The sequence below is a fragment of the Streptomyces sp. NPDC051364 genome (assembly GCF_040682115.1).
In the GTDB taxonomy this organism is placed as follows: domain Bacteria; phylum Actinomycetota; class Actinomycetes; order Streptomycetales; family Streptomycetaceae; genus Streptomyces.
On sequence record NZ_JBFBAH010000019.1, the window covers coordinates 13229 to 26410 of the forward strand.

Here is a 13182-nt window from a genome sequence, read left to right on the forward strand (position 1 = left end):
CCTTCCGCGTCCGCTGCGCACCCGTTCGGGCGAAGAACTCGTGGACGACTCATCGTGGAGGCTGAGCCACCCGATAACTGACGGCGACAGCCCCGAGATCCGTCCCGCCCTCAGGAGCCGCGATGACCGACGCAGCCGACAGGACCATCCCCGACTTCCTCCCGAACGCAGCCGAGCCGGTACGCGAGCACCTGGCGGCCTCCATCGGCCTGGCCACCTTCCTGCAGGGTGCCGGCGCGCTGACGCTGGACGAGCGGCGGCTCATCGCCGCCCAGGCGCTGATCATGCTGGAGCAGAACTACGTCCACCTGCCGCTCAAGTCGGCGATGTACGCCGTCAACCCGACCCAGCGCCTGCGGCTGCTCATCCACCGCATGGAGCGGCAGACGCCTCAGACCATGCCGCAGGAATGGATGTTCCACTCCGAGATGTCGGAGATCTTCCACTCGGTCAGGGACCTGCACACCAACTACCTCCTCCCCACGCCGTTCGTCGGGAAGATCGCCTACCTGCCGTTCCTCATCGAGCGGTACACCGACCAGCAGGGCGCCCACTTCATGGTCACGCACGTGGCCGAGGGCTTCTCGGCCCCGGGCTTCGCGCCGGGCACCGAGATCACCCACTGGAGCGGCATCCCCATCGCCGACGCCGTCGACCTCAACGCCGCCCGCTTCGCCGGCAGCAACCCCGAGGCCCGCCGCAGCCGCGGTGTCCAGTCGCTGACCCTGCGACCGCTGCGCATCCACCTGCCCCCGTTCGAGGAGTGGGTGACCGTCAGCTACCTGGATACGGACGGCACCAAGCGCGAGTTCCGCGAGAGCTGGAGGATCGTCGACAACCTGCCCACCTTCGTCGATGCGGACTCGGTCAGCAGCGTTGCGGCGGCCCAGGGGCTGGACCTCGAAGCCGACGAGATCAGCCGCGCCAAGGTGCTGCTCTTCGCTCCGCGCATCCTCGCGCAGGCCAGGGCCGTCGAGGCCGGCGATCCCGCTCCCGGACTGCGCGCCGGGGAGATCGCCACCACGCTGCCAAAGGTCTTCCGGGCCAAGGAGGTGCAGACCTCGGCCGGCACCTACGGCCACCTGCGGATCTTCACCTTCGCCGTGGACGACCTCGAGTCGTACCTCGGGGAACTCGTGCGGCTGATCCGCCTGTTGCCGGACCGCGGCCTGATCCTCGACGTCCGGGACAACGGCGGCGGCCTGGTGTACGCCGCCGAGTTGGCCCTGCAGCTCTTCACGCCCGGCCGGATCACCCCCGAGCCCGTGCAGTTCATCAACACGCCGCTCAACCTGCGGATCTGCCGGAAGCACCGGGACGACCCGCGGATCGATCTCGGTGCGTGGGTGCCCTCCATGGACCAGGCCGTCGAGATCGGGGCCGTGTACTCCGGTGCCTTCCCGCTCAGCCCGGAGGACGCCGCCAACTCCATCGGCCAGCAGTACTTCGGTCCGGTCGTGCTCATCACCAACGCCCGCTGCTACTCCGCCACCGACATCTTCTCCGCCGGCTTCCAGGACCATCGGATCGGCCCGGTCCTGGGCACCGATCAGTGCACGGGCGCGGGCGGCGCCAACGTGTGGACGCAGGAGCTCCTCACCGACCTCCTGGCAGGCGATCCGGCATCGCCGTACGTGCGGCTGCCGAAGCAGGCCGGCATGCGCGTCGCGATCCGCCGGACCCTGCGCGTACGCGACAACTCCGGCACCCCCGTCGAGGACCTCGGCGTCACGCCCGACGAGCTTCACGGCATGACGCGCGCGGACCTGCTCGAGGACAACGCCGACCTGCTGGAGCGGGCGGGCCAGATCCTGCAGAGCCTGACGCCGCACGCCGTGTCCATCACGGAGGCCAGCACCACCGACGGCGCCCTGCGGCTCAAGGTGAAGGTCACCAACGTCGACCGACTGGACGTCTACGTCGACCAGCGGCCGCGCGCTTCGATCGACCTCACCGACGGTCAGGCCGACGTCACCGTGCCGGACGCCGCCACCGCGCAGTCCGCCCGGGTGGAAGGGTTCGCGAGCGGCCGGCTCGTCGCCAGCCGGACCGAGCAGTTCCAGTAGCCGTCCCGCCTCCCCACCACACCGGCCGGCATTTCTTGTCCAGTACGTTGACTTCATGCGCGACGGCAGTCCCATGGGAGAGTTCCTCAGAGCGCGGCGCGAAGCCCTCAAGCCGCAGGACATAGGCCTGCCCGCGCACGGCCGCAGGCGGGTACCGGGGCTGCGCCGCGAGGAGGTCGCCCTCCTCGCGGGCGTGAGCCCCGACTACTACATGCGCCTGGAACAGGGCCGGGAGACCGGCCCGTCGCCCCAGGTCGTCGACGCGATCGCCGCAGCCCTGCACCTCGACGACGAGGCACTCGGCCACCTGCGCAGACTCACCCGGGCGCCCCACGGGCGCCGTGGGATTCCCGCCGCTCGTTCCCGGGTCAGCCCCCAGCTCCTGCAGTTGCTCGACAGCTGGTCCGACACCCCCGCCTTCGTCCTGGGACCGGCCCTGGACGTCCTGGCGTACAACACCCTCGCCGCGGCCCTGCACAGCGGATTCCATCAGTTCGACAACCTGGCCCGTATGGTCTTCCTGGACCCGGCCGGACGCAGATTCCACCAGGACTGGGAGAAGGCCGCGAACTCCTGCGTCGCCGAAATCCGTGCCGCGTACGGATACGACCCCGAGTCCCCGCGGATCACCGAGGTCGTCGACACGCTGTGCGCGAAGAGCCCGGAATTCGCCGCACGGTGGGCGCGGCACGAGGTGCGGGGCAAGACGCGGCAGCCCAAGCACCTCGTACACCCCGGGGTCGGCGCTCTGGAGATCCAGTTCTCGGCCTTCACCGTCAACGATGCCCCGCACCAGCAGCTGGTCGTCTACCAGGCCGAGCCCGCCAGTGCCACCGTGGCCGCCTTCGCGGAACTCCGTTCCATGGGACCCGCGCCGCAGTCAGCAGGGTTGGCGTAGTCCTGCGACGAGGAGTGCGACCAGTCGGCGGGCGTCGTAGCGGGGGTCGCTCTCGGCGCCGATGCAGAGGTTGCCGATGCCGCGCATGAGGGGGTACGCGGTGAGGTCGGAGCGGATCTCGCCCGCGGCGGCGGCAGCGTCGAGGAGCTGGGCGCACACCGGCACCAGGCGGTCGAGGAAGTAGGCGTGCAGCGCCTCGAAGCCGGAATTGTCGGCCTGCATCGCGGCCGCGAGGCCGTGTTTGGTGACGAGGAAGTCGACGAAGAGGTCGACCCACCGCTCGAGGGCGGCGTGCGGTGTCGGACCGGCGGCCAGCAGGGCCGGGCCGGCTTCGGCGCAGGCGTCGACCTGGTGGCGGTAGACGGCGATGACGAGGTCCGCCCGGGTGGGGAAGTGGCGGTAGATCGTGCCCATGCCGACGCCGGCCGCAGCCGCGATGTCCCGTACCGGCGCTTCCACCCCCGAGGTGACGAACACCGCGGCGGCTGCCTCCAGCAGGGTCTGCTGATTGCGCCGGGCGTCCTTGCGCTTGGACCCGGCTGCGCTTCCCGCGCCCTGTCCGCCGTCGTTCACTGCGACGCTCCTTCAACGAGTCCCGCACAGCGGAACGATGCTCCGTATTGTTTCCGCGGAGCAAGGTTCCGTTTCGTCCATGATGGCAGACCGGGGGACCGGCGACCAAGCGGCGGGGACGGCCGTGGCCGCTGCGCGCGACGACACGTCCGCATCCTGGGTGCGCGACACCAGGGAACACGGCGGCCTGGTTGCCGCAGACAACGCAACCGAGGCTGATGGCAGAGCCGTTCCGGTCGCCGCCCGGCAGCCGCAACTCACCATCTCCCTCTTCGGTGTACGGAAAGAAGTCCTGTCATGAACGTCCAAGCCAACGCCTTCGATGCCGTCCTCGCGCAGATCCGGCGCCGGCCCGCCGGCCGGCGGCGCATCCTCTTCACCGGCGCGACGATCGTCACCATGGACCCCGGCCTCGGCGTCATCGACCGCGGCGATCTCCTGGTCGAGGGCGACACGATCACCGCGGTCGGCGGCGACCTCGGCGGGGGCGACGCCGTTGTCGTCGACGCCACCGGCACGATCCTCACCCCCGGCTTCGTCGACACCCACCGGCACGCCTGGCAGGCCCAGCTGCGCCGGATCATGCCGGACGTCGACGACCTGGCCGGCTACGTCATGACCACCCTGGCCGGCCACGCCACCGTCTACCGGCCCGAGGACATGTACATCGGCACCAGGCTGGCCGCCCTGACGGCGATCGACAGCGGTATCACGACGATGCTCGACTTCTCCCACAACTCCCGCACCCGCGAGCACTCCGACGCCGCGATCCAGGCCCTCCTCGACACCGGAATCCGCGGAGTGCACGCCTCCATGGGCCCGCACTTCGGCGACTGGGACCGGCAGTGGCCCGGCGATCTCACCCGCATCAAGGACCGGTACTTCAGCAGCGACGACCAGCTGCTGACCCTGCGGCTGGCGGCCTTGGCCACCGATGAGATCGCCGGACCTGCACTCTCCTACGGACCCGAACTGGCCGATGTGGCCAAAGAATTGGGCATCGGGGTGAGTGTGGACGCCGTCTTCGGCGCGGCGTCCTCCGAGGCGGTGCTGCGCTGGGCCGAGGACGGCATCCTCGGCCCCGACGTCACCCTCATCCACTCCACCGGACTCACCTCCGAGGCATGGAAGGCCATGGGGGAGACCGGCAGCACCGTGTCGCTCGCCCCCACCTCCGACGCCCAGATCGGCCTGGAGACCGCGATTCCCGCCGTCGACGAGGCCCTGTCCGCCGGCATCCGCCCCGGCCTCAGCATCGACGTCGAAGTCGCCCTGGCCAGCGACATGTTCACCCAGATGCGGACCCTGCACGCCCTCCAGCGGATGCGCGCGGTCAACGCCGCCTACGGCACCGACCGGCAGCCCTCCCGGATCACCACCCACGACGTCCTGGACTTCGCCACCCTCCAGGGCGCACGGACCAACGGACTCGCAGGCGTCACCGGCTCGCTCACACCGGGCAAGAAGGCCGACCTTCTGGTCATCCAGGCCGAGGACCTCAACAACATGCCGCTCAACGATCCCATCGGCACCATCGTCCTGGGCTCCGACCCGCGCAACATCAGCACGGTCCTGATCAACGGCGAACCCCGGAAGTGGAACGGACAGGTCCTCGACGTCGACCTCCCCGCACTGCGCAGTGCCGTACACGCCTCGCGTACGTACGTGCTGAACACCCCGGCCGCCTGACCACCCCCGCCCGCACCCCGGCCTTGTGCGGCGCACGGACCGGCGCTGCGTGCACACGCGCGGCGCGGGCCTCCAGGCTGCGAAACTGGGCATATGCACCCGGATCCAGCCCCGGCCCCGGATACCCGGGACGCCGTCAGCGAGGCGGCGAAGGGCCGACGCCGGAGAGGGCACGGCTGCTGGAGGCCGTGTGCCACAGCGTTCCGGCCATGGACGGCTTTGCCCGAGTGGCCGCGGGCGTCACCTCGCCCGCGGAGTTCTTCCCGCCCGAGTACCTCGGGCAGGTCCTGGTACCCGCCGGCGCGGACTGAAGGCGGACGCCCCGCCAGCCATCAGGCCGCGGGCACCCTCGTACCTGCGAGGTGTCGTGATCGTCCCCCGCCCCCGACCATGGTGCGCGACAACGCCTGGCAGGGCGCCGTCCACAGGGCCGCGAGGGGGAGACATGAAGCGGTACGTGCGCATGCTGCATGCGCTGGTGCTGATGTCCGTGGCGGGACTCGTCCTGGCGGGCGTGCCCGCCTCGGCCGCGCCCCCGAGGGCGGCGGCCGGGGCGAAGCCGCTGTTCCAGCTGCCGTTCCCGTGCGGCACGACCTGGGAGCTGCACACCTGGGGCCACGACCCCGCGCTGGACATGGTGGTGGAGGGCAACACCGGATCCGACGGCCTGCCCGTACTGGCGTCCGCCGCCGGTACGGTGTCCGCCGCGTACTGGAACAACGGCTCGGGCAACACGATCCAGATCAGCCACGGCAACGGCTGGTTCACGGCGTACTACCACCTGAAGGACGACCCGGCGACCTACGTCAAGAAGGGCGACGCCGTCGAGCCGTCCACACGGATCGGCCGGATCGGCACCTCGGGCGCCTCCGACTGGGCCCACCTGCACTACGAGCAGCGCTTCCTGGCCTCCGGCGACTTCACCGACGAGAGCCATCGGGTTCCGGCCTACTTCGACGGTGTCGCGTACACGGGCGCAGGGAAGGACTGGCCGAGCGTGACGAGCCGCAACTGCACCGGCGCGCCGGCAGCTTGGCTGGACTGCCCGTCCGGCCACGTCTGCTTCTACTCGGGAGCCGACGGCACCGGCACCGTCTGCCGCTCCGCCGTCGACGAGCCCGAAAGCCGCTGCGGCCTGCGCAGGTCCTTCTTCAACAACGGTACGCCGCAGCCGGGTTACGACCACGTGCAGGTGTACTTCAGGGAGGGCGGCACCGCCTGCCTGCACTACGGCTGGGACGAGGGGCGCGGAAACCTGCCCGCCGGCGGCCGGACCATCGACCGCTTCGAGTGGCGCGGCGAGTGTTGAGTACCGGCCAACCTTTACAGAAACGATTGATTCCGCTGGCTAACCTGCCCCCGGCACCTTGGGGGATGGGAGCAGCGTGTACAGCATCGTCGTGGTTCCGGGACCCACCATGTCCCCGGCCGCACAGATCCGCCTGGCACCGGGGCAGACCCTCCGGTTCGGCCGCGAGAGCGCGGGCGACGGCCGCCTGCACGTCCCGCACGCCGGCGTCTCGCGCTCCGCGGGGGAGATCATCGCCACCGGCACGTACTGGTCGCTCAGCAACCTGAGCCGTGCGTCGACGTACGTGGTCGAGAACCCGGAAGGCGCCGGCGAGCACATCAAGATCGCGCCCGGTCGGCTGGGCGCACCCGTCCCGTTCGAGTTCGCCCGCCTCGTCCTGCCGGCCGGCTCCGAACTGCTGACCCTGGACGTCTGGGCGCCGCGCCACGACTACGCCGACCAGGACGAACCCGGCGAGCTCGGCGAGCCCGGCGGGGAGCCGACGGCGCTCGCCTTCCCGCTCGACCGCTCCAGCCGGTACTTCCTGGTCCTCACCGCGCTCTGCGAGCCGCGGCTGCGCGGTGTACCGCACGCTCCGCTGCCCACCGTCGAGCAGGTCGTCGAACGGCTGAGGCCGTCGTGGCCGGCCGCGAACCGGGCCGCCGTGCAGTGGAGCATCGACTACCTCGCGGTCAAGCTCCGCCTCAAGCCCGGACCCGACACGGCGGATCCGGGACCGCGGCTGGTCGGCAAGAAGGACACCCTGGTGTCGCTGGCCCTGCGCTTCGACCTGGTCCGCGAGCACGACCTGGCGGCCCTGCCGGCCGCCCCGACCGGTACCGCCCCCTGACCGGGCGGGCCGGGCAGCGGGGCGCCCTCGCGGTCCCGCCGGGCTACCGGATCGGCCCCTGGGTCGTCGGCCACCTGCTCGGAGCCGGCGCCTTCGCCAGCGTGTACGCGGCTCGACGCGCCGTCCCCGAGCCGGGCCTGCCCGGCCGGGCCGCGCTCAAGCTCCTCCCGACCGGCACCCGTACCCCGCGCCAGCTGCGGCACCTGAGCGAACTCGCCGACCGCGAGACCGAGGTGCTGCGCCGGGTGTGCACGCCCCGGCTGATCCGGATGTACGAGGTGCTCACGCTCGACGATCCCGGCCGCCCCGAACTCGACGGCGCCACCGTACTCGTCCTGGAGGAGGCGAAGGGGTCCCTGGACGCCCTGCTGGCCGACGGCGTGCCGCCGACGGGGCCCACCCTCCTCGCCCAGGTCTGCGAGGGGCTCGACCAACTGCACAGGGCGGGCTGGGTGCACGGTGACCTCAAGCCCGGCAACGTCCTGCTGATGCCCGACGGTACGGCGCGCCTCGGCGACTTCAACACGGCGGCGGAGCTGGAGGGCACCCACGCGTACTCGGCGGCGTTCGCGACGCCCGACTACACACCGCCGGACCTCCTCTGGTCGGAGATCGGTGAACGCGGGACGAAGATCCGTCCCACCGCCGACATATGGGCCTTCGGCGTACTGGCCCACGTCGTCCTGACCGGCTCGCTGCCGCTGCCCGGCGGCGCGTCCGCCGCCCGCCGGGACGCGGCGCTGCGCTACGCCAGGGGCGAGGAGGAACTGCGCCTGTCGCCGGAACTGCCGGAGCCCTGGCGCGACATCGTCGGCGACTGCCTGGCCCGCAGCCACGAGGACCGGGCCCGGCACACTGCGGCGTCACTGCTGAGCCGGGTCGAGGCGGCGGCCGCGGGCCGCACCGCGCCGAGGCGGGCACCGAAGGGCTCGCGCGCCCTCGGGCCGCGACGGCGGGGCCGCGTGGTGATCACGGCCGGGACGGCGGCGCTCGCCGTCCTGGGGGTCGTTTGGGGCACCGGGCTGCTCCCGCTGAGGGGCGCAGCCGATGCGGGGTACGGCCGGTGCCGGCGCGGTGCCGTCTGCTTCTTCGCGGAGGAGGACGGCCGGGGCGAGATCTGCTCCTGGGTCGACGGCGACACCGACTGGAGCGACGGCCAGGCCCCCTGCCCGTGGGCGGCCCACAGCGGGCCCCGGTCGGTCTACAACAACGGCTTCGACCTCGCCGAGGGGGCGACCCAGGTCGACGTCCTCTACTACGCGCAGCCCGACCGGCGGGAGCTGCTGGGCTGCGTGAAGGTGCGCACCAGGACCAACCTCGCCGGTTCGGACCGGCCGCGCTCCCACGCCTGGGTACCGAACTGCTGACCCTCGCAGGTGCGAGGTACTGCCGGGACGGCTCCTCCACGAGTCTCGAGGTACTTCACACCGCTCTGGCAAGGAGTCCACGATGCGCGTCAAGCGTTCCGTTCTCGGCATGGTCGGCGTCACCACGATGCTGCTCACGGCGGCGTTCACCACCGGGTCGGCCGAGGCCGCCACGCCCTCGGACCAGGGCGCGAGCGCCCGCGTCCTGGTCGCGCCGGCCGCGCCCGCAAACGCCCGGCCGGCGTCCCTCGCAGCTGCCTCGTCCCCGGGCATCTCGCCCGGCGTCCGCACCTCTCACGTGCCGGCGAGTGGCAGCTACGGCTGCGACAGCGGGAACCTCTGCACCCTCGTCTGGGATCCGACGACGTCGGACTGGAAGATCTTCTACCTCTACAACTGCAACCGGTACTCGGTGTACAACTGGAACGGCAACGGGTGGTACTTCGACAACCAGACCGGAAACCCCGCGTCGTACCTGTACAACCAGGGCGGCGGCGTCGTGAAGTCCTTCACGCCCGGTGGCGGTCAGCAAGGCCAGGACTGGACGCCGGTCTACTCCATCCGCAACTGCTGATCGACCGTCACGCCTGCCCGCCCCCGGCCGCTGCCGACCGGGGGCGGGGCGGCATCAGGACGGAGTCGAGGATGGTGCGGGAAGCCTGTAGTTCCTCGATGGAGCGGGTGATCCGCTCCCTTTCCTGCTCCAACCGGGTCAGCAAGTCAGGGCAGGTGGGCACCAGGCGGTCGTCGTCCGGGCGAATGCAAGGCAGTACCTGGGCGATCGTCGCAGTGGGAAGTCCTGCCGCCAGCAGGCACCGGATACGGCGCACGGTCTCCACATCCGCCTCGCCGTAGACCCGGTAGCCGCTCGGCAGCCGTTGGGGAGCCAGCAGCCCTTGCTGTTCGTAATAGCGCAGCAGCCGTTCATGGACTCCCGTACGCCGGACCATCTCCTTCATCAGCACGTGACCCACCCCCCTCCGCAGCACGGCGACTTGACTCTGACACCGGTGTCAGAGTTTAGCGTCGGGGCATGAACACCGAGCACGCGCTTCCTCCCTCTCACCTCGACGTCGTCCTCATGGGCAGCGGTCCCGCCTTGCTGCTCGCCCACGGCGCCGGCGGCGGCATCCACGGCAACTTCGGCATCGGGCTCGACGACCTCGCCCGCGACCACACGCTCATCGGCCCGCACTACCCGGGGGCGGGCGGCTCTCCTGTGGCCACCGAGCCCTTGGAACTGGACGAACTCGCCGACCGACTGGTCGTCTCCGCTCTGGCTGTAGGGCAGGAGTCGTTCGCCGTGCTCGGAGAGTCGCTGGGCAGCGCCGTGGCCGTCCGTGTCGCCGCCCGGCACCCCGAGCGGGTCACGGCGCTCGTCCTCACCGCCGGGTTCGCTGTGGCAGACCCCGTCGTGGGGTTGGCTGCGCGGCTCATCAAGACCCTGGCCGGGGCGGGTCAGTGGAGCGACGTGGCCCGGTTCGCCTGTCTGTCGTGCATGTCGCCGACCGACCTGGCGACCATCGCTCCGGCCGACCTCGAGGATTTGGTGGCCCGGACCCTGACCGGGCTGCCGCCCGGCACAGTGGACCACTTCGACCTGGTGTCCCGCGTGGATGTCCGGGCAGACCTCGAGAACCTGTCCGTGCCTACCCTGGTGGTGGCACCCACCGGCGACCGGCTGGTGCACCCCGTGAGTTCGCGGCGTCTGGCGGCAGGCATCCCGGGCGCCAGGCTGTTCGAACTGCCCGGCGCGGCCCACGTCCTGAACGACGCCGACCGCGCGACGTGGCTCCGCCACGTCCGCGCGTTCCTCGGCGCTCTGCCCACGGTGTCGGCCTGACCGTTCGGCTTCGCACGGAACCAGCTCGTCGCATCGTCGGCACGACGGGCCTGCCGCTGCACCACCCGGCCGGCGGTGCCTCAGGGGCTGTCTTCGGTGAGGGGCCCGTAGTGGTACGTGAGCTCCTGCCAGGTCAGCGCGCCGCCGGGCTGCTCCTCCTGCTCGGGGCGGTTGAACCGCGCCATCCGCCACGCGCCGCGGTTCGGGCCGTCGCCGAGGCGTGTCCACGCGTCGAGGTCGGCGTCGAGAACACGTGTGGGCCCGTCGTCTCCGGGATCGGCGTTGTCCACGGGGGACCAGTGGCGCAGGTCGGGGCGCTGTGCCATCCGTTCTTCATAGGCGGCGGCCCGGGCCATGAAGTCGCGCCCGCCGGCCGGGGCACGCTTGACGCGCTCCAGTTCGTAGGCACTGGCGAGGCTGGTGAGCGTGTGGCGCATGTGACCAGCCTAGAAGCTCGCGCCCCGGTCCGGGAGCCGGTTCGGCGACCTGCTGCATTTCGGCCGTCTTTCAGCCGAGGTCGTCGAGCCGACAGCACCGGGGCCGGGAGCGGTCGAACGCAGGCCACGTCACCTACCGGTCACGGACCGCGCCAGACGTTGGCGAACGCCGCCTTCTCGATGGACCGCCTCTGGCGTACGGCTTCCAGCTCCATCACCGCGTCGTTGACGAAGGCCAGCACGGTCGTCACCGCTTCGTCGTCGAGGCTCGGCTGCTCCTCGGACGGCCCGCTCGCAATCCCCACGACGGCCGCGAGGGCGGCGAGGACGGGCTCGTCCGCCTCCCGGCGGCCGAGGGCCTGGCGGCGAGCGGGTGAATCGACCACTTCCAGGCGCTCGGCCCCGAAGAGGGACCGGCCGCTTCGCCCCCGAGCCAGTTGACCGTCCGCCTCGAGGGCGGCCTGGTACGCCGCGGCGAGGTCGCGGCCCCTGCGCCACAGCCAGTCCTCGACCTGCTCGTACGGCACCTGCCGAACCAGCGCCGCCGACGCCTCGCCCAGCTGGCGATCATCCAGCGCAGACTGCGGACCCGGCACGATGCTGTCCCCGTCCAAGGCGACTGCCTGCGCGCCGATGAGATCGATCAGCTCGGCTCCCGCGAGTGCGAGCGACAGGTCCCCCTGCCCCACCGAACGGTCCGGCTGCGGGTCCATGGCGATGATGAACAGGTCTTTCGCCGTGGTCATGAACGGCTCCCCTCGGAGTCATCGGAACTGCTGCGCCCCCACCGGCCGGCCCGCCGCCCGACAGGCGTACAGTCCGGCCGAAGCAGCCTGCCGTACGTGGAATGCCAGTATCGCCTCCCGCTTCGCGGAACACGCCGTACCGGGCCGAGCGGGTCAGCTGTGGGACCGCGCTCAGCGGCCGTAGCGACGGTTGAAGCGCTCTACGCGGCCCTCGGTGTCCACGATCCGTGAGGTCCCCGTGTACAGCGGGTGGCTCGCCGACGAGATCTCGACGTCGACCAGCGGGTAGGTCTTGCCATCCTCCCACTCGATCGTTCCCGAGGCGTGCGCGGTCGACCGGGACAGGAACGCCATGTCGGCTGCGCGGTCGCGGAAGACGACGGAGCGGGATTCGGGGTGGATACGGGGCTTCATGCGGTTTCCTTCCTCATGCGCGTGTGCCGAGTGCATGCGTGCGCGCCCGGCGGCGTCCGGTGGGCCTCAGCGTTCCTCTCGGAACGCGACGTGCCGCCCCGCCAGCGGGTCGTACTTCCGCAGGACGAGCCGGTCGGGGCTGTTCCGGGTGTTCTTCCGCGTCGTATAGGTGGTGCCGGTCCCGGCCGTCGACTTCAGTCGGACGACGGGGCGCGTGACGTTGCGTGCCACGTGGTGCTCCTCTCAGCGACACTGGCGCGATATTTGACTCGCGCATGCCAGCTGCCTGGTGTAACCGAAGCCCCGGTCCACGCATTCCCGCCCCGCCGCGGCCCCGGCTCACTGCGCATCGAGGCAACCGCCCGCCGTGCGGATCATGCAGGTCAGCCGCGTTCGCGTTCGCTCCGCTGCCGGGCCAGTTCCTCCACCGCGCTCGGCAGGGTCGTCTCGAAGTCGATCAGCTTCGCCCAGGTCGGGGTCACGACGATCCGCACCATCCCGTCGTACAGCGATCGGACCTCGGCCTCCCACTCGACCCGCTGCTCGGGTGTCATCGCCTCGGCGCCGTTCGATCGAAGGAACTCGTCCGGGATGCCTTCGACCACGTCCAGCTCGGCCCGACCGCGGAGCAGCAGGATCTTCGGCGGGTGCACCTTCTCGATGTCCATCGTCAGGGCGACGGCCGGGTTGTGGCGCAGAGCCGGGAGTTTCGGGGCGTTCGTCGGTGTGCACATGACGATTTCCGAGCCGTTCCGGACGAAGGCGATCGGAACGAGGCGCCCACTTGTTGGAGATGGCGGGAGACCGGGCGGTGGGGTACACGGTCCGCTCGAGCAGGCCGTAGCGCTCCAGCACGTCCTCCCGCCGCCGCTTCGATTCCTGACGGCCGACGCCCCGCATGCCGTCCTGCGCGATACGGGCCGCGCACCGCGTGCAGGCGGTGGTGTCCGGCGAGCCGGTCGTCCTCGTCCAGTACGCCGAGCAGCGCGAGGGGCCGCTCCGGCCCGT

The 13182-nt window shown here is 71.2% G+C and carries 15 protein-coding genes; 8 read left to right on the top strand and 7 right to left on the bottom strand.

The genetic code is table 11. The features are described 5' to 3' along the window. The first annotated feature begins 122 nt into the window (after nucleotides 1-122). Both AB0M76_RS30030 and AB0M76_RS30035 read left to right on the top strand, forming a co-directional pair. Nucleotides 123-2066 carry a S41 family peptidase gene (locus AB0M76_RS30030; RefSeq protein ID WP_365955865.1) on the top strand — a complete coding sequence of 648 codons (1944 nt, stop codon included), beginning with the start codon at nucleotides 123-125 and terminating at the stop codon, nucleotides 2064-2066. A 55-nt stretch (nucleotides 2067-2121) separates the two neighbouring features. After that, nucleotides 2122-2964, top strand: a complete 843-nt coding sequence (locus AB0M76_RS30035) for a helix-turn-helix transcriptional regulator (RefSeq protein WP_365955866.1) — start codon at nucleotides 2122-2124, stop codon at nucleotides 2962-2964. Here AB0M76_RS30035 and AB0M76_RS30040 read toward each other — a convergent pair. Then, nucleotides 2947-3537, bottom strand: coding sequence for a helix-turn-helix domain-containing protein (locus AB0M76_RS30040; RefSeq protein ID WP_365955867.1), 591 nt, complete (start codon nucleotides 3535-3537; stop codon nucleotides 2947-2949). The two genes, AB0M76_RS30035 and AB0M76_RS30040, sit on opposite strands and share 18 nt — an antisense overlap. Before the next feature lie 297 nt (nucleotides 3538-3834). Here AB0M76_RS30040 and AB0M76_RS30045 point away from each other — a divergent pair, with 297 nt between their 5' ends. The 5 genes from AB0M76_RS30045 to AB0M76_RS30065 all read left to right on the top strand — a co-directional run bounded on the left by AB0M76_RS30045 (nucleotide 3835) and on the right by AB0M76_RS30065 (nucleotide 9308). Continuing rightward, nucleotides 3835-5226 carry an amidohydrolase family protein gene (locus tag AB0M76_RS30045; RefSeq protein WP_365955868.1) on the top strand — a complete coding sequence of 464 codons (1392 nt, stop codon included), beginning with the start codon at nucleotides 3835-3837 and terminating at the stop codon, nucleotides 5224-5226. A 445-nt stretch (nucleotides 5227-5671) separates the two neighbouring features. After that, nucleotides 5672-6535, top strand: coding sequence for a peptidoglycan DD-metalloendopeptidase family protein (locus tag AB0M76_RS30050; RefSeq protein ID WP_365955869.1), 864 nt, complete (start codon nucleotides 5672-5674; stop codon nucleotides 6533-6535). A gap of 76 nt (nucleotides 6536-6611) precedes the next feature. Beyond that, nucleotides 6612-7367: an FHA domain-containing protein gene (locus AB0M76_RS30055; protein ID WP_365955870.1), complete on the top strand. Its 756-nt coding sequence runs from the start codon at nucleotides 6612-6614 to the stop codon at nucleotides 7365-7367. Next, the gene (locus AB0M76_RS30060) at nucleotides 7364-8734 is read left to right on the top strand and encodes a protein kinase (RefSeq protein WP_365955976.1); all 1371 of its coding nucleotides are present in this window, start codon (nucleotides 7364-7366) and stop codon (nucleotides 8732-8734) included. The genes AB0M76_RS30055 and AB0M76_RS30060 overlap by 4 nt, the downstream gene beginning before the upstream one ends. 82 nt (nucleotides 8735-8816) lie before the next feature. Continuing rightward, nucleotides 8817-9308 carry a hypothetical protein gene (locus AB0M76_RS30065; protein ID WP_365955871.1) on the top strand — a complete coding sequence of 164 codons (492 nt, stop codon included), beginning with the start codon at nucleotides 8817-8819 and terminating at the stop codon, nucleotides 9306-9308. A 7-nt stretch (nucleotides 9309-9315) separates the two neighbouring features. Here AB0M76_RS30065 and AB0M76_RS30070 read toward each other — a convergent pair whose 3' ends face one another. Further along, complete coding sequence (locus AB0M76_RS30070) at nucleotides 9316-9699, bottom strand: MerR family transcriptional regulator (protein ID WP_365955872.1); 384 nt, start codon at nucleotides 9697-9699, stop codon at nucleotides 9316-9318. Between the two features lie 68 nt (nucleotides 9700-9767). Between AB0M76_RS30070 and AB0M76_RS30075 the strand changes: the two genes are divergently transcribed. Further along, the gene (locus AB0M76_RS30075; RefSeq protein ID WP_365955873.1) at nucleotides 9768-10577 is read left to right on the top strand and encodes an alpha/beta fold hydrolase; all 810 of its coding nucleotides are present in this window, start codon (nucleotides 9768-9770) and stop codon (nucleotides 10575-10577) included. 80 nt (nucleotides 10578-10657) lie between these two features. Here AB0M76_RS30075 and AB0M76_RS30080 read toward each other — a convergent pair whose 3' ends face one another. The 5 genes from AB0M76_RS30080 to AB0M76_RS30100 all read right to left on the bottom strand — a co-directional run bounded on the left by AB0M76_RS30080 (nucleotide 10658) and on the right by AB0M76_RS30100 (nucleotide 12908). Next, nucleotides 10658-11014, bottom strand: coding sequence for a hypothetical protein (locus AB0M76_RS30080; protein ID WP_266660143.1), 357 nt, complete (start codon nucleotides 11012-11014; stop codon nucleotides 10658-10660). A 140-nt stretch (nucleotides 11015-11154) separates the two neighbouring features. Continuing rightward, nucleotides 11155-11760: a GPP34 family phosphoprotein gene (locus tag AB0M76_RS30085; protein ID WP_365955874.1), complete on the bottom strand. Its 606-nt coding sequence runs from the start codon at nucleotides 11758-11760 to the stop codon at nucleotides 11155-11157. 171 nt (nucleotides 11761-11931) lie between these two features. Further along, entirely contained in the window at nucleotides 11932-12174 is a 243-nt protein-coding gene (locus AB0M76_RS30090; RefSeq protein ID WP_365955875.1) for a type B 50S ribosomal protein L31, read from the bottom strand. Nucleotides 12175-12240: 66 nt separating this feature from the next. Continuing rightward, nucleotides 12241-12405 (bottom strand): 50S ribosomal protein L33, encoded by a 165-nt coding sequence (gene rpmG, locus AB0M76_RS30095; RefSeq protein ID WP_365955876.1) that lies wholly within the window; start codon nucleotides 12403-12405, stop codon nucleotides 12241-12243. 152 nt (nucleotides 12406-12557) lie between these two features. After that, nucleotides 12558-12908, bottom strand: coding sequence for a hypothetical protein (locus AB0M76_RS30100; RefSeq protein ID WP_365955877.1), 351 nt, complete (start codon nucleotides 12906-12908; stop codon nucleotides 12558-12560). Between the last annotated feature and the right edge of the window lie 274 nt (nucleotides 12909-13182).